Origin of the sequence: Actinotalea caeni (genome assembly GCF_009733795.1) — a bacterium.
GTDB lineage: Bacteria > Actinomycetota > Actinomycetes > Actinomycetales > Beutenbergiaceae > Pseudactinotalea > Pseudactinotalea caeni.
Genome location: NZ_WNXX01000015.1, coordinates 1 through 24,167, shown reverse-complemented (window position 1 = coordinate 24,167; position 24,167 = coordinate 1). Strand labels below are relative to the sequence as shown.

Sequence of the window (24,167 nt, the reverse complement as noted above, 5' to 3'; positions counted from 1 at the left end):
CCGTCCGTGTCGCCGCGGGTCACGGGAACGGCCAGGCGTTGGGGACGCAGCCCTGCACCGAGATGCTCTGCTGGACCATCACCGGGGCGACCTCTCCGGCCCCGGGGCAGTCCTCGTGCGGGTTGCCGAGCAGGTGCCCGACCTCGTGGTTGACGAGGTACTGCCGGTAGGAGGTGAGGTCGCCGCCCGCGTCGGACCAGGCGTCGGCACCGAGCACCCAGCGGTCGGCGTTGAGCGCGGCGTGCCCGTAACGACCGCACGACCACCGCCCCTTGGTCGCCAGCGGCGCGCACATCTCGTCGACGGTCGCGGGCGTCGCGAGCACCACCCGGATGTCGGCCTCGCCGTCGGTGCGCGCGAAGGCCACCGAGCCGTCCCCGCCCCAGCCGCGCGGGTCGTTGAGCGTGCTCATGACGAACGCGGCGAACGCCCGGTCGTCGACGTCGAGACCGCGCTCGACCTCGACCCGCACCGTCATGACGACGTCCGCGCCGTCGGGCGCCTCGGCCTCGCCCGCGACGACGCGCAGCTCGCCGGAGCCGGCGTCGGGCACCCGGTGCGTGCGCACGCCGGCGAGCCGGTCCGCCTCCTGCTCGGGCGTCAGCGTCGTCGCCTCCGGAGTCGGGACCCGCGGCGTCTCGGTCGACAGCTCGACCGGGGTCGTCGGGCCGCCGTCCGTCGTCGCCGGGGCGGCGCTCGTCGGCTCGGTCCCGGGCGCCAGCGCGGCGAACACCACCGGTCCCAGGACGATCCCGAGACCGAAGGAGAGGAGGAGGACGACCGCGGCCACCACCCTCCGAGACATGTCGCCATCGTCTCAGGAGACGCGCCTACGATGGACGCCCGGGCCGGTGGTCGGCCCCTGACCGAGAAGGAGCAGGCGTGGAGATCACCATCGGCGTTCGCGACATCCCGCGCGAGCTGACTCTGGAGGTCGGTGGCGACGCGGAGCAGATCGTCGCCGACGTGACCGCGGTGCTGAAGAAGGCCGCGGAGGGTGACGGCGCGGCGATGCTCGACCTGACCGACGAGAAGGGCAACCGCACGATCGTCCCGGCGACCGCGCTGGGCTACGTGCAGATCGGCGCGGAGGAGCCGCGCCGCATCGGCTTCGGCGTCGCCTGACCTCGGGCCGCACCGCCGCGGGTGTGCCCGCGGTCGGAGGCGCATCTCTCACCACGGGTGGGTGACCGGGCCGGGTCGGCGTGGTTGCGTGGACCGCATGTCAGGGATGCTCCACGGCACGCCGGACCCGGCCCACGCCGTCCGGCTGCCGCAGCCGACGAGGCAGCGACGCGCGAGCGGCGCAGCGGCTCGGAGCGGCGCGTGAGCGGCGCGCTGGCCGGGCAGGTCGCGCTCGTGGTGGGGGCGCCAACGGCCGCATCGGGGGCGCGGTCGCCCGCGCGCTCGCCGAGCAGGGCGCGGACCTGGTGCTCGCCTCGCGGGACGCGGGCAGGCTCGTGCAGCTGACCGAGGAGCTGCGGTCCAGCGGCGCCACGGCACGTGCGATCCCGACGGACGCTGCCGACGACGACGCGATGCACCGCCTCGTCGCCGAGGCGGCCGAGGCGGGCATGACGACCGCCGTCAACAGCGCCGGTACCGCCCACCGGCCGGCACCGCTCGGCGACCTGGCCCTCGACGACGTCGACCGGGTGCTCCGCGTCACGCTGCGCGGCGTCCTGGTCGCGATGCGCGACCAGCTCGCCGCGCTGCCCGACGGCGGCAGCGTGGTCAACGTCGTGTCGACGGCGGGGCTCGCGGGCGCACCGGGGATGGGCGCCTACGCGGCAGCCAAGCACGGTGTCGTGGGGCTGACGCGCACGGCCGCGCTCGACTACGCCGACCGCGGCGTCCGGGTGAACGCCGTCGCGCCCGGCGCGATCGACAGCGGCGGCACCGCCGACCAGCCGCCGGAGGTCAAGCAGCGGATCGGCTCGTTCGCCCCGCTCGGCCGGCTCGGGACGCCCGAGGAGGTCGCCGCCGCCGTCGCGTGGCTGGCGTCCCCGGCGGCTGCGTTCACGACGGGCGCGATCCTCACGGTCGACGGCGGCAAGGGCGCGCGCGGCGCCTGAGGGCGTCGACGGCGACGAGGAGGTTCGCACATGGCCGGTCGCACGCCGCACGTCGTCGCGCAGCTGCAGCACACCCACCTGGAGAAGCTCTACGGCTACCTGCCGGGTCTGCCGGCGGCGCTGCCGCCGGTCTTCGGTCTCAGCGACGAGGAGTACGCCGAGGTCCGCGCCGGCTTCGACGCCCGGGCGCGGGAGGCCGCCCTCGAGCTGCTCGACGACGTCGACGTCGCCCGCCGGGTCGCGCGGCTGCCGTTCCGGCGCGGCTCACGCGTCCTCGCGGTCGGTGACTCGATCACCGACGACCTGCTGTCCTGGGCCCAGATGCTCCGGCACCTGCTGGCGCTCGCACGCCCCGAGGACGAGATCGAGGTCGTCAACGCGGGTCTCTCGGGGCACACGACCGCCATGGTGCTGCGTCGCTGGCCCTCGATGATCGACCCGGCCCCCGACTGGATCCTCTGCGGTCTGGGTGGCAACGACGTCACTCGCGTCGCGGGTGGCAAGCCGCAGGTGACGACCGGCGAGTCGGTCGCCAACCTGCGCGAGCTCCGGCGCATCGCGGCCGAGCGCACGGCCGCACGCCTGGTCTGGCTCACCCCCGTCCCCGTCGACGAGGACCTCGCCGCGGCCAGCCCGGCCTTCCGGTACGGCGCCAGCAGCTGGCGCAACGCCGACGTCGTCGCGCTCGCCGCCGCGGTCGGCTCGCTCGGTGAGCCCGTCGTCGACCTCGTCACCGCTGTCGGGGTCCCGCCCCGCCCCGGGCTCCAGGGCCCCGACGGCGTCCACCCCTCCGTCGCGGGCCAGCAGCGCATCCTCACCGCCGTGCTCGAGACGCTCACCGAGGAGCCGGTCGGGGGCGTCTGACCGCACCCGCCGCCTCACGGCGTCGACACCGTCGACACCGCCGGCGCCACGGTGCGGTGCGGTGCGCCTGACGGTGCGAGCCCGGCCATGGGCGTAGACTGGGCGCGACCAGGCTGCCCGGTCGCCCTCGTTGACACGGAACGGCACGCCCAATCTGCTGAGCCTCGCGCTCGGCGACGACATCCCGCGATCGGCTGCCACCACGAGGCGAACCCTGCCCCCGCGCACGGCGCGGCGGGGCCTCGCCACGACCGAAGGCACCACATGAGCGATTCCCTTGACGGCGTCGTCGCGGAGACCACCGAGGTGGAGATCCCCGACCCGCACGCCGAGTCCCCCGCCACCTTCGCCGACCTCGGCGTCTCCGAGCCGATCGTGCGCGCGCTCGCCGAGGTGGGCATCACCCACCCGTTCCCGATCCAGGCGCTGACCCTGCCGGTCGCGCTCGCCGGGCACGACATCATCGGCCAGGCCAAGACCGGCACCGGCAAGACGCTCGGCTTCGGGATCCCGCTGCTCGAGCGCGTGGTCGGCCCCGGCGAGGAGGGCTGGGACTCCCTGCCCGACGCCGGCAAGCCGCAGGCGCTCGTCGTCGCCCCCACCCGTGAGCTCGCGGTGCAGGTCGCCGGCGACCTCACGACCGCCGCGCGGCACCGCAGCGTGCGCGTCGTGCAGGTGTACGGCGGCCGCGCGTACGAGCCGCAGATCGAGGCGCTGCAGCGCGGCGTCGAGGTCGTCGTCGGCACCCCGGGCCGCATGATCGACCTCCTCAAGCAGCGTCACCTCGACCTCTCGCACGTCAAGGTGCTCGTGCTCGACGAGGCCGACGAGATGCTCGACCTCGGCTTCCTGCCCGACGTCGAGACCCTGCTGGCCTCCACCCCGGCCAGCCGCCACACGATGCTGTTCTCGGCGACCATGCCGGGCCCGGTCATCGCGATGGCGCGCCGGTACATGAGCCGGCCCACCCACATCCGCGCGCAGGACCCCGACGACTCGGGCGCGACCGTCAAGGCGGTCACCCAGTTCGTCTACCGCGCGCACGCGCTCGACAAGATCGAGATGCTCGCCCGCATCCTGCAGGCCAAGGACCGTGGCCTGACGATCGTGTTCACGCGCACCAAGCGCACGGCGGCCAAGGTCGCCGACGAGCTCACCGAGCGCGGCTTCGCCGCCGCCGCCATCCACGGCGACCTCGGCCAGGGCGCGCGCGAGCAGGCGCTGCGGGCCTTCCGCAACGGCAAGGTCGACGTGCTCGTGGCGACCGACGTCGCCGCCCGCGGCATCGACGTCGACGACGTCACCCACGTCGTCAACTACCAGTGCCCCGAGGACGAGAAGACCTACCTGCACCGGATCGGGCGCACCGCCCGCGCCGGCAACACGGGCACCGCGGTGACGTTCGTCGACTGGGACGACGTGCCGCGCTGGATGCTCATCGACTCCACGCTGGGCCTCGACCGGGGCGAGCCGGTGGAGACCTACTCCTCCTCGCCGCACCTGTACACCGACCTCGGCATCCCCGAGGGCACCAAGGGCCGGCTGCCGCGCAGCGAGCGCACCCGGTCCGGTCTCGGCGCCGAGGCGCTCGAGGACCTCGGCGAGACCGGCAAGGGCGCGGGCCAGCGCGGTCCGCGTGCCGGTGGTCGCGACGGCGACGGCCGTGACGGCGGTCGCGGCGAGCGCTCCGAGGGCGGCCGCTCGCGCCGTCGTCGCCGCGGTGGCGGCGGGGGTGGCGAGGCGTCCGCGCCGCGTGCCGAGGGCTCGCACTCGCCCGAGCAGAGCGAGGGCGCACGCCCGGACGGCGCACCCCGCCGTCGGCGTCGTCGTCGTCGCACCCGCGGCGGCGCGCCCGCCGAGGGCGCGGCGCAGCAGCAGGACTGACCGCCTGCGGAGCGACCCGATGACCGCGCCGCCCGCCCGCGCCCAGGTCCTGGCCGACCTGCTGGAGCTCGTGCTGGCGGTGCGGCCGCGCGAGCGCGCCGTCGTCGGCATCGACGGGCCGGACGGGGTCGGCAAGTCGACGCTCTCGGCCGAGCTGCGCGCCCTCGCGCCGCTCGTGTCGCAGCGCGAGCTGGTCGGGGTCGGCCTCGGCGGCTTCCACCACCCGCGTGCGCACCGCTACGCCCACGGCCGCGACGCCGAGTCGTACTACCGGCACGCGTTCGACCTCGCGACCTTCCGTCGCCGCGTCGTCGACCCGTTCCGCGCGGGCCGCGAGATCGTCACCGCGGTGCACGACGTCACGACCGACCGGCCGCTGCACCTCGACCCGGTCGAGCCGGCGGAGGACGCGGTGCTGCTGGTCGACGGCGTGTTCCTGCAGCGTGCCGAGCTGGCCGGCTGCTTCGACGCCGTGCTGCTCGCCACCGCGCCGCCGGAGGTGACCGTGCCACGCGGCAACGCGCGGTTCGGCCGCCCGCGCGAGGAGGACGACCCCGACCACCCGGCCAACGCGCGCTACGTCGGCGCGCAGCGGATCTACGCCTACGAGCTGCGGCGCGACGGGGTGCTGCCGACCTGGATCCTCGAGTGCACCGACCTCGACCGGCCGGTGCTGCTGGAGCCCGACCCGGAGCTCGGCGCGACCACGCGCGGCCTGGTGACCGGCCCCGACGCCGACGCCACCGGCTAGGGCCGCAGCACCGGCAGCCGCCCCTGCCGCTCGATCTCCTCGAGCACCTCGACGGCGGTCGTGAAGGCGCCGAGCCGGTTGGGCTTGCCGGTGCCGTGGTAGTCGCTGGACCCGGTGACGAGCAGACCGAGCTCGGCGGCGAGCGCGCGCAGCGCCTCGCGATCGTCGGGCGTGTGGTCGAGGTGGTCGGCCTCGATCCCCGCGAGCCCGGCGTCGGCGAGCTCCGCCACGACCGCCGTCGAGACGACACGTCCGCGAGCGGCCGCGCGCGGGTGCGCCATCACCGGCACGCCGCCGGCGGCGCGGACGGCGGCCACCGCGTCGGCCGTCTCGGCCGCCCAGTAGCGCACGTAGTACGGGCCGCTGGGGTGCAGCAGCGAGCGGAAGGCGGCGGCACGGTCGGCGACGTGGCCGCGCGCGACCAGCGCGTCGGCGATGTGCGGGCGCCCGATCGTGGCGCCGTCGGCGGCCTGCTCCTCGACGTCGGCCCACGTGAGCGGGAGGTCCTCAGCGATGCGCTCGACCATGCGCTGCGCCCGCGTCTCGCGCGAGTCCCGCGAGCGCTCGAGCATCGCGACGAGCGAGGGGTCCTCGGGGTCGTGCAGGTAGCTGAGCAGGTGCACGCTGATGCCGCCCGCACGGGTGGAGATCTCGGTGCCGCGCACGAGCGCGACGCCGGTCGCCGCCACGGCAGCAGCGGCCTCGCCCCATCCAGCGGTCGTGTCGTGGTCGGTGAGGGCGACGACGTCGATCCCGCTCGCCGCGGCCGCATGCATGAGCCCCGACGGGGTGTCGGTGCCGTCGCTGACGGCGGAGTGGGTGTGCAGGTCGATGCGCATCGCCTCGAAGCCTAGGGCCGTACGACCACCCGTAGACTGGCGCGCCGTGCGCGACGGCCACGACGAGACCGCGCGGCTGTACGGGCCGTGGCGGCGGCGCACGCCCGAGGACGCGGCCGCCCTGCTCACCGGCTACCCGGGCGTGTGGTGGGTCGCGGGCGGCTGGGCGATCGAGGCGTTCACCGGCGTCCCGCGCCAGCACTGCGACCTCGACCTGGGGATCCCGCGCTCCGACGTGGCGGCGCTGCGGCGGCACGTGACGGGCCGGCTCGACGTGTGGGCCGCCGACCGCGGTGCGCTGCGGCCGCTCGTCGCCCCCGACGACGCCCCGCCCCCGACGAGCGGCAACCTGTGGCTGCGGCACTCCGGTGCCGACCCGTGGGAGTACGACGTGCTGCTCACCCCGGTGGCCGACGGCGTCCTGACCTACCGGCGCGACCCGCGCGTACGACTGCCGCTGCACGCCGCGCTGTGGGAGCGCGCCGGGCTGCGCCACCTGCGGCCCGAGGTGCAGCTGCTCCACAAGGCCCCGGGCCGGCGGCCGCAGGACGAGGCCGACCTCGAGGCGTGCCTGCCGCTGCTCGACGACGACGCGCGTCGCTGGCTCCGCGACGCGCTCGACCTCGCCCACCCCGGCCATCCGTGGGTCGACCGGCTCGTGACGGCGTCCTGAGCCGACCCGTCGGCACGACGGGACGCGCAGCCGGGGACGCCCGTGCCGTCCCGGCCCCCCAGCCGCCTCAGCCGACCCGGAAGCGTGCCAGCAGCACACCGGTCGAGGAGGTCGTCGCCTCGACCAGGGCGAGGTCGGCCCTCGCCGCCTCGCCGAACAGGCGGGTCCCGCTGCCCAGCACGACGGGATGGATCTGCAGCACGTACTCGTCGACGAGCCCCGCGCGGTGCAGCGAGCGCACCAGCGCACCGCTGCCCAGCACGGTCAGCACGCCGTCCACCTCCGCGCGCAGCCTCGCCACGGTCTCGGTGGCCTCCCCGACGACCAGGGTGGAGGCCGGGTAGCCCGGCTGGGCGTCGTCGTCGCGCGACACCACGTGCTTCTGCTGGGCGAGCAGCACCTCGGTGAACGGGTTCGGCTCCGGGGTCGACGTCCAGAAGCCGAGCAGGTCGTCGTACGTCCGCCGCCCCAGCAGCAACGCCCGGGTTCGCGCCATGCTGGCGGCGGCGAACGCCATCGTGGTCTCGTCGTCGCGGCCGAGCGCCCAGCCGCCGTGGGCGAAGCCGCCACGGGTGTCCTCCTCCGGTCGGCCCGGAGCCTGCATGACGCCGTCGAGCGTGATGCTCTCGAACGCGGTGATCGTGGCCATCGACATCCTCCTGAGGGTTGCGCCGCCCCGACGGCGACGGCTCGCCCGAGGTGACGAACGAGGCCGCGGCCGACAGACACCGCCGTCCCCGCTCCTCCCGCGACGCCGCACCCGCCAGCGCCGCAGCACCAGGCGAGACGGTGGCGCCATGACCGAGCCGACCGCACCCGAGACGACGCCGTTCCCGGCGCCGGCCCACGTCGGGGACGACCGAGCAGCCGCTGACGCACAGCCGCCGCTCGACGACGACGCGCGCGGCCGGCTGCGCGACGCCCTCTCGCCGACCCGCGGGCGACCCTGGCCGGAGCGGCTCTCGGCGCGCCGCTCGGCCGGGTGCGGCAGCATGCCGCCACGGCTCCCCGTCGGGCCGGCCCGGCCCGTGCCCGCGAGGTGCTCGACGCCGTCGGTCCTCGCGCGTGCCCGTGACTGTCGCCGCCGGTCGCGCGTGGGGAGGTCTCCCCTGCCGCCACCTCCCCGCAGCCGCCCCTCACGCCTAGATTGGGCGACGGGGCTGCTCCGCAGCCGGGACGGACGACGGGCTGGAGACCGACGCGTGGCAGACGACGACTTCCTCGGGATGATCGAGACCGAGGTGCGGCGCGACCCGCACAACCTCGCGCTGCGCGAGGACTTCGTCACGCTGCTGATCGGGTCCGACCCCGATCGCGCCGCCGAGGAGCTGGCAGCGTTCGAGGAGGTCGGCGGCGACCCGGCCCGGGTGAGCCTGCTCCGGGCGCGCCTGATGGCGGCGCGCCTGCGCGGCAGCACCGCCGGTCCGCCGACCGAGCCGACCGCCGCCGACCGCACCCCCGCGGCCGCCGATCGAGCGCCCGTGGCCGAGCCGGTCCCGGTGCCCTCGGCCGCTGACGGTCGCGGCGGCGTCTGGGACGCCGAGCGCCCCGCCGTGACGCTGTCGGACGTCGCCGGGCTCGCCGAGGTCAAGCAGCACCTCGAGACGACGTTCCTCGCCCCGCTGCGCAACCCGGCGATGGCGGCCGCGTTCGGGCAGACGCCGGGCGGCTCGCTCCTCATGTACGGCCCGCCCGGCTGCGGCAAGACCTTCATCGCCAAGGCGATCGCCGGCGACCTGGGCGCCTCGTTCATCCACGTGACGATCGCCGACCTGGTCAGCAAGTGGATCGGCGACGCCGAGCGGGCGATCCAGAGCCTCTTCCGCCACGCGCGGTCCGCGGCGCCGTGCGTGATCTTCGTCGACGAGTTCGACGCCCTCGGCGGTCGGCGGACGTCGGGCGGCGGCGGCTCGCAGGCGATGCGGATGATGGTCACCCAGCTGCTCGAGGAGCTCGACGGCGTCTCGAGCGTCAACGACGGCGTGTACTTCCTCGCCGCGACCAACCGCCCGTGGGACATCGACCCGGCGCTGCGCCGCCCGGGGCGCATCGACAGGACGGTCCTCGTGCTGCCGCCCGACGCCACCGCCCGGGCGGCGATCCTCGCGACCAACCTGCGCGGGAAGCCGGCCGACGGCGTCGACGTCGCGCGCGTGGCGGAGGCCACCGACGGGTTCTCGGGGGCCGACATCGCCCACACCGCGAAGGTCGCGCTGCAGCAGGCGCTGACCGCCTCGATGGCGAGCGGGCAGGTGGAGCCGGTGACGACGGAGGCGCTGCTCGCTGCCGCGGCGGGCGTCACGCCGTCGACGACCACGTGGTTCGACGAGGTGGCACCCGTGCTCGAGTACGGGGTCGACGACGGCACGTTCGACCAGCTGCGGGCCTACCGCGTCGCGCGGGGCATGCGATGAGCGAGTCCGACGCCGTCGACGCGCTCCAGCGCGAGGTCGACCTCGCCTGGGAGCTCTACGACGTCCAGCCCACCCACCCCGAGATCGCACGGATCACGACGCGGGTGCTCGCCCGGCAGCCGGAACGCAGCGGCATCCGGATCCTGCTCGCGCGCCACCTCGAGGCGAGCGGTGACGTCGCCGGCGCGCGCGAGCAGCTCCAGGACGTCGTCGGCCGCAGGGACCGCCTCTTCGTCGACGCCGCCCGTGAGCTGCGCGACCTCGAGCACCAGCAGGAGCGGTACGCCGAGGCGGTGCACTGGGGCGTGACCGTCATGCAGGAGAGCACCGCGGACTGGTACGACCTGATCCGGCTCGGCGGCGCCGCCGCGATGGAGGGCGACCTCGGTGCGGGCTGGGACCTCCTCGACCAGGGCGTCGCCCTGTGCGCGAGCACCGAGCCCGACCTCCTGCCCGACGCGCTGGCCGCCCGGGCGATCTTCCTGCTCCAGAGCTTCGCCCCGGCCGAGCGGTTCATCCCGGCCGCCGAGGCGGCGATCCGCGCCGACGCCACGTCGCCGTTCGTCGGCGGACCGCTCGTGTGGGCCTACCTGCACGCCGGCCGCTACGACGACGCCGAGGAGCTGGCGCTCCGGCTGCTGCGCGTCGACCCGACCGACGAGGTGCCCGCCGCGGCGCTCGGTGTGCTGCGCGAGTGGCAGCGCATCGCCACCGACGCCGGCTTCACGCTGGACGACATCGCGACGTCGGGCATGGTCGAGCTGGTCTGGGGCCAGATGCGCGACGAGCTCCTCGGCGTCGGCCTCCCCGAGGCCCTCGCCGCCCTCGAACCGCTGCTGCCCGCGGACCTGCGGACGTCGCTGCGGCCACCCGCGGACCCGGAGACGGCACGCTCCAGCCCGGGCGAGGAGGACGTCGCCGCGTGGCACGACGGCCAGGCTCCCGGCACCGGCGCGCTGTGGCGGACCGAGCACGACCTGCGGTTGATGTCGGCGAGCGAGGTCGCGGCGATGGACGAGGCGATCGAGGCCGACCCGCAGGCGTGGCCCGGGTGGGAGCAGGACGACGTACGGAGCTACTACACCCAGGTGATGACCGACGACCGCGGCGGCTACGCCGTCGTCACCACCCGGGGTCTGGTGCTGCGGCGCACGGGCGAGGACGACGTGCCCCTCGCACCGACGCTCACCGACTGGTTCTGGGACCGCGTCGCCGACCTGGGCGGCCACGACCCGCGCCCGGCCGGCCGCCGCTCCTACCGCGCCGGCGTCCCCTCGGACGCTGGAGCGCCAGGTGAGACGATGACGCCATGACCGAGCCGACCGCACCCGAGACGACACCGTTCGAGCAGGACGCCGCCCCCACGTCGGAGACGACCGGGCAGCCGCTGGAGGAGCGCGGCAGCAACCGGTCCCGGCGCCCGAGCTCGAAGGCGTTCCGCGAGTTCATGGCCTCGCAGTGGGCGCCCGCGCCCGCGCCGGTCGTCGAGCGCGACGCGGTCGCCGACCACACCGAGCGCCGCCGCGCGGCGATCTCCGAGCGCTTCCCCGGCGAGCGCCTCGTCGTCCCGGCGGGCTCGCTCAAGGTGCGGTCCAACGACACCGACTACCGGTTCCGGCCGCACTCGGCGTTCGCGCACCTGACCGGGCTCGGCACCGACTACGAGCCGGACGCCGTGCTCGTGCTGCACCCCACGGTCGACGAGCGCGACGGCGAGGCGGTCCCGACCGGCCACGAGGCCGTCCTCTACGTCCGCCCGATGGCGGGCCGCGACACCGAGGAGTTCTACGGCGACGCGCGCTACGGCGAGTTCTGGGTCGGCGCCCGCCCGTCGCTCGCCGAGATCGAGGCGCGCACCGGGATCCGGTGCGTGCACCTGGACGAGATGCTCGACGCCGTCGGCAAGGACGCCGGGCAGGTCCCGATCCGGGTCGTGCCGGGTGCCGACCAGGCGACCAGCAACGCCGTCGACGCGATCCGCGGCGCGCACGAGGAGAACGGCGAGCGCGACGCCGAGCTGCTCGAGGCACTCTCGGAGCTGCGGCTCGTCAAGGACGCGTGGGAGGTCGAGCAGCTCCGCGAGGCGGTGGCCGCGTCGATCAAGGGCTTCGAGGACATCGTGCGCGCGCTGCCGCGCGCCGCGGAGCACGCGCGCGGCGAGCGCGTCATCGAGGGCGTCTTCGGCGCCCGCGCCCGCGAGGACGGCAACGGCACCGGCTACGACACGATCGCGGCCGCCGGCGACCACGCCACCACGCTGCACTGGATCCGCAACGACGGCCAGGTGCGGCACGGCGAGCTCGTGCTGGTCGACGCCGGCGTCGAGGTCGACTCGCTCTACACCGCCGACATCACCCGGACGCTGCCGGTCGACGGGACCTTCACCGAGACGCAGCGCAAGGTCTACACCGCGGTGCTCGACGCCGCGGACGCCGCGTTCGCGGCGGCGCGGCCCGGGATCCGCTTCCGCGAGGTCCACGAGGCCGCGATGGCGGTGCTCGCCGCACGTCTGGAGGAGTGGGGGCTGCTGCCGGTCGACGCCGCGACCGCGCTCACCGACGAGGGCCAGCAGCACCGGCGCTGGATGCCGCACGGCACCAGCCACCACCTCGGTCTCGACGTGCACGACTGCGCGCAGGCGCGCGCCGAGATGTACCTCGACGCCGAGCTGCGCCCGGGCATGGTGTTCACGATCGAGCCGGGCCTGTACTTCAAGTCCGACGACCTGGCGGTGCCCGAGGAGCTGCGCGGGATCGGGGTGCGGATCGAGGACGACGTGCTCGTGACCTCCGACGGCGTCGAGAACCTCTCGGCGGCCCTCCCCCGACGCCCCGAGGACGTCGAGGCGTGGATGGCGTCGCTCACGCGGGGGTGAGCGAGCAGGCGACGGACGCGCGTCGGCGCGGGCGGCTCGCCCGGCGTCCGCTGGCGCCCGCCCTCGCGGTCGGCGCCGGTGTCGCGGCGCTCTACGCGCTGTGGTCGTGGCGGCAGTGGCAGCGGTTCGAGACGCCGAGCTGGGACCTCGGCATCTTCACCCAGCTGTTCCGGGCCTACGGCGAGCTGCGCGCCCCGGTCGTGCCGATCAAGGGCCCGGGCTTCATGCTTCTCGGCGACCACTGGCACCCGTTGCTGGCGGTGCTCACGCCCGCCTGGTGGGTGCACCCCAGCGGGCTGACCCTGCTGGTCGTGCAGGCGCTGCTGGTCGGCGCCTCCGCTGCGGTCGTCACCGGCTGCGCGGCGCGCCACCTCGGCCGCTGGCCGGGGGTGGGCGTCGGCGTCGCCTACGGGCTCTCGTGGGGCCTGCAGTCGGCGGTCGCGTCGCAGTTCCACGAGGTCGCGCTCGCGCTGCCGTTCCTCGCGGCGTCGCTCGCCGCGCTGGTGCGCCGCGACCACCGCGCCGCCGCGCTGTGGTCGCTGCCGCTGCTCGGCATCAAGGAGGACCTCGGGCTGACGGTCACGATGATCGGCGTGGTGATCGCGATCCGGGGCTCCCGCCGGCTCGGGGCGCTGCTCGCGGCCGGCGGCGTGGCCGCCTTCGTCGTGACGACGCGCCTGCTGCTGCCCGCGCTCAATCCCGACGGCGTGTGGGACTACGCCGAGGACTCGATCGTCTCGCAGGTGCTCTCCGACCCCGGAGCGGCGATCGACGGGCTGCTCACGGGGGCGCCGCAGAAGCTGCTGCTGGTGCTGCTGGTGGTCGCGGTGACGGGGTTCCTCGCGCTGGGGTCGCCGCTGGTGCTGGTCACGCTGCCCACGTTCGCGTGGCGGCTCACCTCCGACGTGCCCTTCCACTGGAGCACCGACTGGCACTACTCGGCGGTGCTGATGCCGGTCGTGTTCCTCGCGATGGTCGACACCCTCCTGCGCTCACCCGCCTGGAAGGCGCGCGCACCGCTGATGGCGGGGGCCGCCGTCGTCGTCGCGCTCGCGCTCGTGCCCCAGTTCCCGCTCTGGCGGCTGGTCGACGGCGACTACTGGCGGCCCGGCGTCCGGCCTGCCGGGGCGAGCGCCGCGCTCGCCGCGGTCCCCGACGGCGCCACGGTCGTCAGCGACATCACGCTGATGGCCTACCTGGCCCCGCGGACCGAGGTCTACTGGATGGGCAACGAGAACCCGGTGCCCGACTACGTGGTGCTCTACCAGGGCGCGGGGATCTACGGGGGCGAGCCGCCCGAGAGCGCCGAGGGCTGGGCCGAGGCCCGGTTCCCGGGCGAGGACTTCACCCAGGTGCTCGCCGTCGACGGCTTCCTCGTCGCCCGGCACACCCCGTAGCGCCGCGCCGGTCGCCGGTCAGCCGCGGTCGACGGTGCGGCCGGTGTCGCCCTCGGCCGGCATGGTCGCCAGCAGGTTGCGCGCCTCGGCCGCGGACTCGGACAGGCACAGCACCGCGAACCGGCTCGCCATCACCTGGGACGTCGAGCTGAAGTCGCGGCGGCCCCCGGTCAGCGCGTGGCCGACGACGCCCCAGAGCATGCCGAACCCGGCACCGATGAGCACGGCCGGCAGGAAGATCCGCACCAGGTCGGCGCCCGGGCTGAGCAGCATGAACATCAGCCCCAGGAAGAGGCCGAGCCACATGCCGGAGGCCGCGCCCTGGAGCGCGGCCGTGGCGTAGGTGCGCCGGCCCGTGATGCGCTCGACCATCTTGAGGTCGGTGCCCACGATCGTGACCTTCTGCACCGGGAACTCCGAGTCGGCGAGGAAGTCGACGGCGCGCTGCGCCTCTGCGTAGGTCTCGTAGGCGGCGATCTCGTCGCCGCGCGGCTGCCCGCTGAGCCTCGGGTCGCGCGGTGCCTGCATGAAGGACATGCGCCTCATTCTGACACCACCGGTCCTGCCCGCGCCGAGCTCGCACGGTGCGATCCCGCCGGGCGAGGCGGACGGGGCGCCCGGGCCACCCCTGCCCAGGGGTCCCGCGAGAGCCGCTGGCATAGGCTGACGGGCGTGAGCGCACCGACCACCAGCCGGCCCGCCAGCCGCGTCTTCGTGGGCAGGCTCGCGGGCACCGACGTCTTCGAACCCCTGGGCGACAAGGTCGGCCGGGTGCAGGACGTCGTCCTCCTCAACCGACCGACCGGCCAGCCGCGCGCGGTCGGGCTGGTCGTCGAGGTGCCGGGCCGGCGGCGCCTGTTCGTGCCGCTCACGCGCGTCACCTCGATCGCGGCCGGCGCCGTGTTCACGACCGGTCTGGTCAACGTCCGGCGGTTCCAGAAGCGCAGCGCGGAGACGCTCGTCATCGGCGAGCTGCTCGACCGCACGCTCGCGCTCGCCGACGGTTCCGGCGAGGTCCGCATCGAGGACGTCGCGCTCGAGCTGCAGCGCAACGGGGACTGGTACCTCACCCAGCTGTTCGTGCGGCGCACCGGCTCCGGACGGCTGTTCCGCCGCGGCGAGTCGATGCTCATCGGCTTCGACGAGGTGCGCGGGCTGGCCCCGACCGAGGCGGTGCAGGGCGCCTCGTCGCTGCTGGCGACGCTCGAGGACCTCAAGGCGGCCGACGTCGCCGAGGTGCTGCACGACCTGCCGAGCACCCGGCGGATGGAGGTCGCCGTCGAGCTGCCCGACGAGCGGCTCGCCGACGTCCTCGAGGAGCTCGGCGAGGACGACCGGGTGGCGATCGTGTCGGGGCTGGGCGTCGACCGCGCCGCCGACGTGCTGGAGGCGATGGAGCCCGACGACGCCGCCGACCTGCTCGCCGAGCTGCCCTCGCAGCAGGCCGCCGAGCTGCTCGAGCTCATGGAGCCCGAGGACGCCGCCGACGTGCGCCGGCTGCTCGCCTACGACGAGCACACCGCCGGTGGTCTCATGACCCCGGAACCGCTGATCCTGCCGCCCGAGGCCAGCGCGGCCGCCGCCCTGGCGCACGCGCGCCGCGAGGACGTCGCGCCCGCCCTGGCGGCGATGGTGTTCGTGGTGCGGCCGCCGCTGGAGACCCCCACCGGGAAGCTCTTGGGCGTCGTCCACCTCCAGAAGCTCCTGCGCGAGCCGCCGCACGAGTCGATCGGCACGATGATCGACAAGGGCATCCCACCGGTGCACCCCGACGACCCGATCGGCAAGGTGACCCGGCTGCTGGCGACGTACAACCTCACCGTGCTGCCGGTCGTCGACGCCTCCGAGCGGCTGCTCGGCGCGGTGACGGTCGACGACGTCCTCGACCACCTGCTGCCGCCGGACTGGCGCGACGCCGACGACGAGGTCACCGACGCGAGCGTGGGGGTGAACCGTGGCTGACGACCGCCTCGACACCCCGCTCTCCGCGCGCCGCCGGTTCCTCCCCCGCGCACGCGTCAGTCCCGACGCGTTCGGCGAGGGCTCGGAGGCGATCGCGCGCTTCATCGGCACGCCGCGGTTCCTCGTCTACCTCACGGTGTTCTGCGCCGGCTGGCTGCTGTGGAACACGCTGATGCCCGAGCGGATCCGGTTCGACGACCCCGGCCTGGGGTTCACGGTGCTGACGCTCGTGCTGTCGCTGCAGGCGTCGTACTCGGCGCCGCTGATCCTGCTCGCGCAGGAGCGCCAGGCCGACCGCGACCGGGTCGCCGCCGAGCAGGACCGTGTGCGCGGCGAGCGCAACCTCGCCGACACCGAGTACCTCGCGCGCGAGATGGCGGCGCTGCGGCTGGCCCTCAACGACGTCGCGACCCGCGACTTCGTCCGCGGTGAGCTGCGCAACCTCGTCGAGGAGCTCGAGGAGCGCGACCGGGACCGCGACCCGGGCGAGGACGACGGCGCCCGGCACCGCTGACGCCGACCCAGGCGCTCCGACGGCCGCGGCTCCACGCCGATGCCGCTCGACACGCCGTGACGGATCCTGCTCGCTCGACAGGCGTATCGCGCATCTGCGATCATCGGTGGGTGACAGACGCACGCGCACTCGGCGCGCACATGGAGGCCGAGCTCACCAGCCAACCCGACACCTGGCGGCGCGCCGCCGACCTCGCCGAGGACGCCCCGCTGCCCCGCAGCGGCGAGCGCGTCGTCGTGCTCGGGTGCGGCACGTCCTGGTTCATGGCCCAGTCCTACGCGGTCCTCCGCGAGCAGGCCGGCCACGGCGTGACCGACGCGTTCTCGGCGTCCGAGGCGCCGCTCGACCGCGACTACGACCTCGCGATCGTGCTGTCCCGCTCGGGCACCACGACCGAGGCGATCGCCGTCGCCGAGCGTCTCCGCGGCCGCACCCGCACCCTCGCGGTCGTCGCCGACCCGGACACACCGCTGCCGACGCTGGTCGACGACGTCGTCACGCTCGACTTCGCCGACGAGACCTCGGTCGTGCAGACCCGCTTCGCCACCACCGCGCTGACGATGCTCCGCGCCGGGCTGGGCCTCGACGTGACGCCGTCGATCGCCGACGCCGAGGCCGCGCTCGCGGCGCCGCTCGACCAGGCGCTGGTCGACGCCGAGCAGATGACCTTCCTCGGCTCGGGCTGGGCCGTCGGGCTCGCGCACGAGGCCGCGCTCAAGAACCGCGAGGCGTCGCAGTCCTGGACCGAGTCCTACCCGTCGATGGAGTACCGGCACGGCCCGATCGCGATCGCGGCGGAGGGGCGCGCCACGTGGGTGCTCGGCGTCGCGCCCGACGGCCTGCAGGCCGACGTCGCCGCGACCGGCGCCACCTACGTCGAGCACCCCGGCACCGACCCGCTCGCCGAGCTCGTGCTCACCCAGCGGGTGGCGCTCGAGCGTGCCCGCGCACGTGGTCTCGACCCCGACCACCCGCGCGCGCTGTCGCGCTCCGTGATCCTGCCGTGACGTCGGCGGTGGCCGACGTCGACCTCGGGCCGGGCGCCGCCGTCGCCGTCGTCGACGTCGGCGGCACCGACACCAAGACGTCGATGCTCGACGCCTCCGGTCGGCTGTCGGAGGTCGTGCACTCCCCCACCCCGCGCGGACCGGACGTCGTCGAGCGTGTCGTCGACGCGTCGTCGCGCACGTCGAGGCGATGCGCGCGGCGGGGACGCCCCCGCAGGCGGTCGGGCTCGTCGTGCCCGGGATCGTCGACTCCGAGCGGGGTGTCGCGGTGCACTCGGAGAACCTCGGGTGGCGCGACGTCCCGTACCGCGAGCTGATCACGGCTCGCACCGGGCTGCCGGTGGGCTTCGGTCACGACGTCGCCACCGCGGGCCGCGCGGAGCTCATGCTCGGCGCCGCCCGGGGCGAGCGCGACGTCGCCGTCGTCGTCGTCGGCACCGGGATCGCGGCCGCGCTGTTCGTCGACGGCGTCCCGCTGCTCGGGCACGGCTGGGCGGGCGAGCTCGGGCACTCGGTGGTCGACCCGCGCGGCGCGCACTGCGTGTGCGGCGCCGACGGCTGCCTCGAGGCGATCGCGAGCGCCGCGGCGATCGCGCGCCGCTACGCCGCCGTCACGGGCGAACCGGTCGCGGGGTCGCGCGAGGTGCTCGAGCGCGCCCAGGCGGGCGACGCCCGTGCGCGCGAGGTCTGGGACGGCGCGATCGAGGCGCTGGCAGCCGGGATCCGGCAGCTCGCCGCGATCCTCTCGCCGCAGGTCGTGGTCCTCGGCGGCGGCCTGTCGCGCGCGGGTGACGCCCTGTTCGCGCCGCTGACCGCGGCGGTCGCGCGGCACGTGCCGCCGCACCGGGTCCCCGAGCTGCGGCCGGCCAAGGTCGGCGCGCACGCCGGGCTGCTCGGCGCCGCCCTGCTGGGCCGGGAGGCGATCGCGTGATCGTGACGCTCACGCCGAACCCGGCGCTCGACCTGACCTATCACCTCGAGCGCCTGGAGGTCGGGGCGTCGCAGCGGGTGCCGCCCGCACAGGTGCGGGCGGGCGGCAAGGGTGTCAACGTCGCACGGGTGCTGCACGACCAGGGCCACCCGGTCCGGGTCGTCGCCCCGGTGGGCGGCCGCTCGGGCGAGTCGTTCACGGCCGACCTCGACGACGCCGGCGTCCCGCACAGCCTGCTCCCGGTGGCGCCGGCCACCCGCAGCACGGTCGCGATCGTCACGCCCGAGTCCACGACCAACCTCAACGAGGCCGGCGCCCCGCTGGCCGACACCGACTGGGACGCGCTGCTCGCGCTCACCTCGGCGGCGCTCACGGCGGGCACCGGACGTCCGGTGCTCGTGTGCAGCGGCTCGCTGCCGGCGGGCGCGCCCGCCGACGTCATGGCACGCGTGGTCGCGGTCGCCCGCGAGCGCGGTGCGCGCTGCGTCGTCGACACCAGCGGCGACCACCTGCTCGTCGCCGCCGACGCGGGCGCCGACGTGCTCAAGCCCAACCACCACGAGCTGCTCGCCGCCGTCGGCGGCCCCGACCCGGTGACGGCCGCCCGCACCCTCGCCCGCCGCAGCGGCGGCCTCGTCTACGCCTCGCTCGGCGCCGACGGCCTGCTGCGCGTGCCGGCCGAGGGCCCGGTGCTGCGCGCCCGGCTCGACAGCGCCCTGTCCGGCAACACCACCGGGGCGGGCGACGCCGCGGTCGCGGCGATCGCCGGAGCGCTCGCGCTCGCCGAGACCGACGACGCGGCCGTGCTCGCGCGCGCGACCGCGTGGTCGGCCGCCGCCGTCCTGCACCCGCTCGCGGGCGGCATCGCCGACCCGGACCCGCTGCTGCACCGCATCACCGTCGAACCGTGGGAGGACCCATGCCGCTGACCACCACGCGCGAGCTGATCGCGCAGGCCGCCACCGACGGCGTGGGCCTCGCCGCGCTCAACGTGCTGCACGTCGAGACCGCCGAGGCGATCGCGGCGGGCGCCGAGGCCGCCGGTCGCGGCGCGGTGCTGCAGATCTCGGAGAACTGCGTGCGGTTCCACGGCGGCCTGGCGCCGATCGCCGCCGCGGCGGCGGCCGTCGCGGAGGCCAGCAGCGCGCCGCTCTCGCTGCACCTGGACCACGCGCAGGACCCGGCTCTCGCCACCGAGGCGCTGCGGCTCGGCTTCTCCTCGGTGATGATCGATGCCGCGACCCTGCCGTGGGAGGAGAACGTCGCGCTCACCCGTCGTGTCGTCGCCGAGGGCCACGCCGCGGGCGCCGTCGTCGAGGCCGAGATCGGCGAGATCGGCGGCAAGGACGGCGCGCACGCGCCCGGGGTGCGCACCGACCCCGACGAGGCCGCCCGGTTCGCGGAGGCGACCGGCGTCGACCTGCTCGCGGTCGCCGTCGGCAGCTCGCACGCGATGACCGAGCGCACCGCCGCCCTCGACCTCGACCTGGTGCGGGCGATCGCCGCCGTCGTCCCGGTGCCGCTGGTGCTGCACGGCTCCAGCGGCGTCCCCGACGACCTGCTGGTGCGGGCGGTCGCGGCCGGCATGCGCAAGATCAACATCTCGACCCAGCTCAACAAGGTGTTCACGGCGGCGGTGCGGGCCCGGCTCGACGACGACCCCGCCCTGGTCGACTCGCGCACGTACCTCGGCGCGGGACGGACCGCGATGGCCGGTGAGGTCGAGCGGCTCGTGCGGCTGCTCGCCTCGACGGGCGTCGACCGATGAGCCGCGAGGAGCGCCTCGCCGCGATCCTCGACATGCTCGGCGAGACCGGCGTGCTCGACGTCCAGGACGTCGTCGAGCGGTTCGCCGTCTCCCCCGCGACGGCACGGCGCGACCTGGACGTGCTCGCCGGCCGCCAGCTCCTCAACCGCACCCGCGGCGGCGCCACCGCGCAGTCGGTCGCCTACGACCTGCCGCTGCGCTTCAAGCGCGAGGCCAACGCGGAGTCGAAGGAGGCGATCGCGCAGGCGGTGCAGGAGCTGATCACGCCGGGCATGCGCATCGGCCTGTCGGGCGGCACGACCGCGAAGGCGATCGCGGCCGCGCTCGGTCAGCGCTCCGACCTCGAGGCCAACGACGGCGAGGGCATCACGGTCGTCACGTCGGCGATCAACATCGCCGCGCAGCTGGTGATCCGGCCGCACATCCGGGTCGTCGTGACCGGCGGCGTCGTGCGCGTGCGCTCCTACGAGCTCGTCGGCCCCTACACCGACCTCATGCTCGAGCGGATCACGCTCGACGCCGCGTTCATCGGCGTGCACGGCATCGACGCCACCCACGGCCCGATGGTCTCCGACGAGCGCGAGGCCCGCGTCAACGGCCTCATGGCCTCGCGCGCGGACCGTGCCTGGATCGTGGCGGACTCCTCGAAGATCGGTGTGCGCGCGTTCGCGACCGTCGACACCCTGGACGCCTTCACCGGTCTCGTCACCGACGACGGCGCCCGACCGGAGGACCTCGCCGCGTTCCGCGACCGCGGCCTACGTGTCGTCGTCGCCCCCACCTCCTGACAGGTGCCAACCCACTCCTGCCCCCAGAACGGGTGTCAACCCACTCCTGCCCCCACGACGGGTCTCCACCCGCTCCTGCCCCCGGGGCCGCTCGCGACCGGTCCTGCCCCTCGCGCCGCCATGTCGCGGCGCACGCGAGGGTGGCGGGCGTCACGTCCGCGGCCCCGGCGGGCACCCGCGCGCGGCCTACACTCGAAGCCATGAGTCCTGACGTGGTCCGTGGTGCGCTCGAGGGGGTCCTCGACCCCGAGATCCGTCGCCCGATCACCGATCTCGACATGGTGCGCGACATCCGTGTCGAGGAGACCCCTGCCGGGGCCGCGGTGACCGTGCTGGTGGCGCTGACCACGGCCGGCTGTCCGTTGCGCGACACGATCACGCGCGACGTCGACGCCGCCGTCAGCAAGCTCGAGGGCGTCGCGGCCGTCACGGTCGAGATGACCGTCATGACCGACGAGGAGCGGACGGCGCTGCGCACCAAGCTGCGCGGCGGCGTCGCCGAGCCGGTGATCCCGTTCTCGCAGCCGGGCAACCTCACCCGCGTCATCGCGGTCGCCTCCGGCAAGGGCGGCGTCGGCAAGTCCTCGGTGACGGCGAACCTCGCGGCCGCGATGGCCGCCGACGGGCTCAAGGTCGGCGTCCTGGACGCCGACGTCTACGGCTTCTCGATCCCGCGCATGCTCGGCGTCGAGCACCCGCCGACCAAGGTCGACGAGATGATCCTGCCGCCGGTCGCCAAGGACGTGAAGGTCATCTCGATCGGCATGTTCGCCCAGCCCGGTCGCCCGGTGATCTGGCGCGGCCCGATGCTGCACCGCGCGCTGCAGCAGTTCCTCGCCGACGTGTTCTGGGGCGACCTGGACGTGCTGCTGCTCGACCTGCCGCCCGGAACCGGCGACATCGCGATCTCGGTCGCGCAGCTGCTGCCGAACGCCGAGCTCCTCGTCGTCACCACGCCGCAGGTCGCGGCCGCGGAGGTCGCCGAGCGCGCGGGCTCGATGGCGCTGCAGACCAACCAGACCGTCGTCGGCGTCATCGAGAACATGTCGTGGCTGGAGCAGCCCGACGGCAGCCGGCTCGAGGTCTTCGGCTCCGGTGGCGGTCAGCGCGTCGCGGACCGGCTCTCGGAGATCCTCGGCACGCCCGTGCCGCTGCTGGGCCAGGTGCCGCTCGACGTCCCGATGCGCGAGGGCAGCGACAGCGGTGTGCCGGTCGTGCTGACCGAGGACGCCGGCACCGCCGCGCCCGTGCTCCGTGACGTCGCGAGGTCGCTGAGCCACCGTGCGCGCGGCCTCGCCGGGCGCAAGCTCGCGATCTCACCCGTCGGCTGAGCCGAGCCGTCGACCCCCGCTGCGGCGCACCCCGCCGCGGCCGCTGACCGCCTGCGGCTCAGGTCGCCTCGTCGTCGAACGGGGCGCCGACGTGCACGGGCGCGGCGTCGGCGTGCTCCGACGACGCCGTGGCGCCGTCGGCGGCGCGCACGGACCCGTTCGTGGACGGCGCGCTCGCGGCGCCGCCCTCGACAGGAGTCGCCTCGGCATCGGTCGTCGTGGCGGCTGCGCTCGTGGCCGCGGCGCGCGCACCGCTCGTCCGCCCGGTGGTGCCGTTCCGTGCGCCGCTGCCGGCTGCGCGGCTCGACGCCGTCGAGGCCGGCTTGGTGCGGCTGGACGCCGACGCGGTGCGGGCGGCGGGGCGTGCGGGCTTGGTCGACGGCACGATGTCCTCGAGCAGCGCCTCGCGCACGATGCGACGGGGGTCGTACTGCCGCGGGTCGAACTTCGTGAGGTCGAGGTCGGCGAACTCGTCGCCGAGCTCCTCACGGATCGTCTCGCTCGCGCCGGTGGCCATGTCGCGGACGTTGCGTACCAGCCGGCCGAGCTGCTCGGCGTACTCCGGGAGCCGCTGCGGGCCGATCACCACGAGCGCGATCCCGATGATGATCAGGATCTCGTCGAAGTTCATGGGGTGAGCCTAAGACGTGCCGAGGTCACTCGCTGACCTGCTCTCCGAGGACGACCTCCACCTCGCGGTCACCGCTGCCCGACCGCACCGTGAGCACGATCGTCTCACCAGGCAGGTGCGAGCGGACGCGCACGATCAGCTCGGTCGGCTGGCTCACGGGGCGGCCGTCGACGGCGACGATGACGTCCCCGGGCTCGATGCCGGCCTGGTCGGCCGGGCTGCCCGGGACGACCGGCGGACCCGCCTCGGTGTCGCTGCGGACGCGGACCCCCTCGCCGTCGTGCTCGACGTCGAGCAGCACCCCGATGACCGGGTAGGTGGCCCGCCCGGTCTCGATCAGCTGCTCGACCGTGTGGCGCACCTGGTTGCTCGGGATGGCGAACCCGGGCTCGTTGCCGCCGCCGCCCGAGGAGGCGTCGCGCGCGACGGCGGTGTTGACGCCGACGACCTGCCCGGCGGCGTCGATGAGCGGGCCGCCGGAGTTGCCGCGGTTGATCGAGGCGTCGGTCTGGATGGCGTTGATGTAGGTCGAGGGGTCGTCACCGCTCGCACCGGGGCTGCGGACCGTCACGGGCCGGTCGACGGCGCTCACGATGCCGGCGGTGACCGAGCCCGTCAGCCCGAGCGGGGCACCGACGGCGATGACGGGGTCGCCGACGGCGATCGTGTCGGAGTCGCCCAGCACCAGCGGCACCAGGTCGGTGCGGTCGATGCGCAGCACGGCGAGGTCGTAGTCGGCGGTGCTGCCGACGATCTCGGCGTCCTCCTTGCTGCCGTCGGGGAACAGCACCGTGACGTCGCCGCCGCCGCTCTTCGCGGAGGCGATGACGTGGTCGTTCGTGACGATGTAGCCGTCCTCGCGCACGACGAAGCCGCTGCCGGTGACACCCTCGGTGCCCACGCGCACCTCGATGTAGACGGTGCTCGGCAGCGTCGCAGCGGCGATGTCGCTGATCCAGGTGTCCCCCACGGGGTCGACGGGGCGCGGGTCGGCCGTGGGCAGCCCCGTCGGCGTGGCGCCCTGCGAGGTCGGCAGCACCCACCGCGCGCCGAGCAGCCCGGCGATCGCGCCGACCAGCAGCCCGACCAGCACGAGCAGCACGACGACGCCGGCCGGCACCCCGCTGCGGCGCCGAGCAGCGCGCGGGCGGGCCTCCGGCTCCGTGGGCCCCGTCTGCCCCGTGTGCTGCGACGGCGGGCCGAGCGGCGGCGGCGTCCCGCCGCGCGCGGGAGCGGTGTGCGGGTACCCGGCCGCCGGCACGTAGCCGAGCCCGCCGGGAGTCGTGCCGGGCTCGAGCGCGGCTCCGGACGGTGGGTAGGTGCCCTGCGCCGTCCCGGCCGCGGGTGTCTGCGGGGCGGGTGAGGAGGCCCCGTGCCGCGGCACGCCGGGCGCGGGCGTCGGCTGCTCGGCCGCGGCCCCCTCCGGCGCGGGCGTGGGCGCGGCGACGCCCGGGGGCTGTGCC

At 75.3% G+C, this 24,167-nt stretch carries 24 protein-coding genes; 18 read left to right on the top strand and 6 right to left on the bottom strand.

Going from position 1 to position 24,167, the window contains the following annotated elements; translation table 11 throughout:
- Positions 1-19 precede the first annotated feature (19 nt).
- Positions 20-805 (bottom strand): DUF3152 domain-containing protein, encoded by a 786-nt coding sequence (locus GPA02_RS13220; protein ID WP_156200548.1) that lies wholly within the window; start codon positions 803-805, stop codon positions 20-22.
- Between the two features lie 77 nt (positions 806-882).
- On the opposite strand from GPA02_RS13220, the gene GPA02_RS13215 reads away from it, so the two are divergent.
- The 5 genes from GPA02_RS13215 to GPA02_RS13195 all read left to right on the top strand — a co-directional run bounded on the left by GPA02_RS13215 (position 883) and on the right by GPA02_RS13195 (position 5,574).
- Positions 883-1,125 (top strand): DUF3107 domain-containing protein, encoded by a 243-nt coding sequence (locus GPA02_RS13215; RefSeq protein ID WP_156200547.1) that lies wholly within the window; start codon positions 883-885, stop codon positions 1,123-1,125.
- 80 nt (positions 1,126-1,205) lie between these two features.
- A complete protein-coding gene (locus tag GPA02_RS13210; RefSeq protein WP_156200546.1) occupies positions 1,206-2,075 on the top strand; it encodes an SDR family NAD(P)-dependent oxidoreductase in 870 nt (289 codons plus the stop codon).
- A gap of 30 nt (positions 2,076-2,105) precedes the next feature.
- Positions 2,106-2,939 (top strand): SGNH/GDSL hydrolase family protein, encoded by an 834-nt coding sequence (locus GPA02_RS13205; RefSeq protein WP_156200545.1) that lies wholly within the window; start codon positions 2,106-2,108, stop codon positions 2,937-2,939.
- 264 nt (positions 2,940-3,203) lie between these two features.
- Complete coding sequence (locus GPA02_RS13200) at positions 3,204-4,823, top strand: DEAD/DEAH box helicase (protein WP_156200544.1); 1,620 nt, start codon at positions 3,204-3,206, stop codon at positions 4,821-4,823.
- A gap of 19 nt (positions 4,824-4,842) precedes the next feature.
- Positions 4,843-5,574: a nucleoside/nucleotide kinase family protein gene (locus tag GPA02_RS13195; protein WP_156200543.1), complete on the top strand. Its 732-nt coding sequence runs from the start codon at positions 4,843-4,845 to the stop codon at positions 5,572-5,574.
- On the opposite strand, the gene GPA02_RS13190 is transcribed toward GPA02_RS13195, so the two are convergent.
- Positions 5,571-6,413 carry a PHP domain-containing protein gene (locus GPA02_RS13190; protein ID WP_156200542.1) on the bottom strand — a complete coding sequence of 281 codons (843 nt, stop codon included), beginning with the start codon at positions 6,411-6,413 and terminating at the stop codon, positions 5,571-5,573. The two genes, GPA02_RS13195 and GPA02_RS13190, sit on opposite strands and share 4 nt — an antisense overlap.
- 46 nt (positions 6,414-6,459) lie before the next feature.
- Between GPA02_RS13190 and GPA02_RS13185 the strand changes: the two genes are divergently transcribed.
- Positions 6,460-7,086 (top strand): hypothetical protein, encoded by a 627-nt coding sequence (locus GPA02_RS13185; RefSeq protein ID WP_240134042.1) that lies wholly within the window; start codon positions 6,460-6,462, stop codon positions 7,084-7,086.
- Between the two features lie 67 nt (positions 7,087-7,153).
- Here GPA02_RS13185 and GPA02_RS13180 read toward each other — a convergent pair whose 3' ends face one another.
- The gene (locus GPA02_RS13180) at positions 7,154-7,735 is read right to left on the bottom strand and encodes a dihydrofolate reductase family protein (protein ID WP_156200541.1); all 582 of its coding nucleotides are present in this window, start codon (positions 7,733-7,735) and stop codon (positions 7,154-7,156) included.
- 553 nt (positions 7,736-8,288) lie between these two features.
- Here GPA02_RS13180 and GPA02_RS13175 point away from each other — a divergent pair.
- Genes GPA02_RS13175 through GPA02_RS13160 form a run of 4 tightly spaced genes read left to right on the top strand, consistent with a single transcriptional unit; the run spans position 8,289 to position 13,772 of the window.
- Complete coding sequence (locus tag GPA02_RS13175) at positions 8,289-9,500, top strand: ATP-binding protein (protein ID WP_156200540.1); 1,212 nt, start codon at positions 8,289-8,291, stop codon at positions 9,498-9,500.
- The gene (locus tag GPA02_RS13170) at positions 9,497-10,813 is read left to right on the top strand and encodes a tetratricopeptide repeat protein (protein WP_156200539.1); all 1,317 of its coding nucleotides are present in this window, start codon (positions 9,497-9,499) and stop codon (positions 10,811-10,813) included. Before GPA02_RS13175 ends, GPA02_RS13170 begins: the two co-directional genes overlap by 4 nt.
- Positions 10,810-12,375, top strand: a complete 1,566-nt coding sequence (locus GPA02_RS13165) for an aminopeptidase P family protein (RefSeq protein ID WP_156200538.1) — start codon at positions 10,810-10,812, stop codon at positions 12,373-12,375. The genes GPA02_RS13170 and GPA02_RS13165 overlap by 4 nt, the downstream gene beginning before the upstream one ends.
- Positions 12,348-13,772: a DUF2079 domain-containing protein gene (locus GPA02_RS13160; protein ID WP_156200537.1), complete on the top strand. Its 1,425-nt coding sequence runs from the start codon at positions 12,348-12,350 to the stop codon at positions 13,770-13,772. The genes GPA02_RS13165 and GPA02_RS13160 overlap by 28 nt, the downstream gene beginning before the upstream one ends.
- A gap of 18 nt (positions 13,773-13,790) precedes the next feature.
- Here the strand turns inward: GPA02_RS13160 and GPA02_RS13155 are convergent, their stop codons facing one another.
- Positions 13,791-14,309, bottom strand: coding sequence for a YflT domain-containing protein (locus tag GPA02_RS13155; RefSeq protein ID WP_156200536.1), 519 nt, complete (start codon positions 14,307-14,309; stop codon positions 13,791-13,793).
- 135 nt (positions 14,310-14,444) lie between these two features.
- Here GPA02_RS13155 and GPA02_RS13150 point away from each other — a divergent pair, with 135 nt between their 5' ends.
- The 8 genes from GPA02_RS13150 (at position 14,445) to GPA02_RS13115 (ending at position 22,073) form a co-directional block, all read left to right on the top strand.
- Complete coding sequence (locus GPA02_RS13150) at positions 14,445-15,734, top strand: magnesium transporter MgtE N-terminal domain-containing protein (protein ID WP_156200535.1); 1,290 nt, start codon at positions 14,445-14,447, stop codon at positions 15,732-15,734.
- Positions 15,727-16,248, top strand: coding sequence for a DUF1003 domain-containing protein (locus GPA02_RS13145; protein WP_156200534.1), 522 nt, complete (start codon positions 15,727-15,729; stop codon positions 16,246-16,248). The genes GPA02_RS13150 and GPA02_RS13145 overlap by 8 nt, the downstream gene beginning before the upstream one ends.
- Positions 16,249-16,388: 140 nt before the next feature.
- Positions 16,389-17,255 carry an SIS domain-containing protein gene (locus tag GPA02_RS13140; protein WP_156200592.1) on the top strand — a complete coding sequence of 289 codons (867 nt, stop codon included), beginning with the start codon at positions 16,389-16,391 and terminating at the stop codon, positions 17,253-17,255.
- 190 nt (positions 17,256-17,445) lie between these two features.
- Positions 17,446-18,186 carry an ROK family protein gene (locus GPA02_RS13135; RefSeq protein WP_240134041.1) on the top strand — a complete coding sequence of 247 codons (741 nt, stop codon included), beginning with the start codon at positions 17,446-17,448 and terminating at the stop codon, positions 18,184-18,186.
- A complete protein-coding gene (locus GPA02_RS13130; RefSeq protein ID WP_156200533.1) occupies positions 18,183-19,115 on the top strand; it encodes a 1-phosphofructokinase family hexose kinase in 933 nt (310 codons plus the stop codon). Before GPA02_RS13135 ends, GPA02_RS13130 begins: the two co-directional genes overlap by 4 nt.
- Positions 19,106-19,954 (top strand): class II fructose-bisphosphate aldolase, encoded by an 849-nt coding sequence (locus tag GPA02_RS13125; protein WP_156200532.1) that lies wholly within the window; start codon positions 19,106-19,108, stop codon positions 19,952-19,954. The genes GPA02_RS13130 and GPA02_RS13125 overlap by 10 nt, the downstream gene beginning before the upstream one ends.
- Positions 19,951-20,742, top strand: a complete 792-nt coding sequence (locus GPA02_RS13120; RefSeq protein WP_156200531.1) for a DeoR/GlpR family DNA-binding transcription regulator — start codon at positions 19,951-19,953, stop codon at positions 20,740-20,742. The genes GPA02_RS13125 and GPA02_RS13120 overlap by 4 nt, the downstream gene beginning before the upstream one ends.
- A gap of 200 nt (positions 20,743-20,942) precedes the next feature.
- Positions 20,943-22,073, top strand: a complete 1,131-nt coding sequence (locus GPA02_RS13115) for a P-loop NTPase (RefSeq protein ID WP_156200530.1) — start codon at positions 20,943-20,945, stop codon at positions 22,071-22,073.
- A 58-nt stretch (positions 22,074-22,131) separates the two neighbouring features.
- Here the strand turns inward: GPA02_RS13115 and GPA02_RS13110 are convergent, their stop codons facing one another.
- The gene (locus tag GPA02_RS13110) at positions 22,132-22,704 is read right to left on the bottom strand and encodes a twin-arginine translocase TatA/TatE family subunit (protein ID WP_156200529.1); all 573 of its coding nucleotides are present in this window, start codon (positions 22,702-22,704) and stop codon (positions 22,132-22,134) included.
- Between the two features lie 25 nt (positions 22,705-22,729).
- On the bottom strand, positions 22,730-24,167 hold a 1,438-nt coding region (locus tag GPA02_RS13105), incomplete at its 5' end, for a S1C family serine protease (protein WP_156200528.1).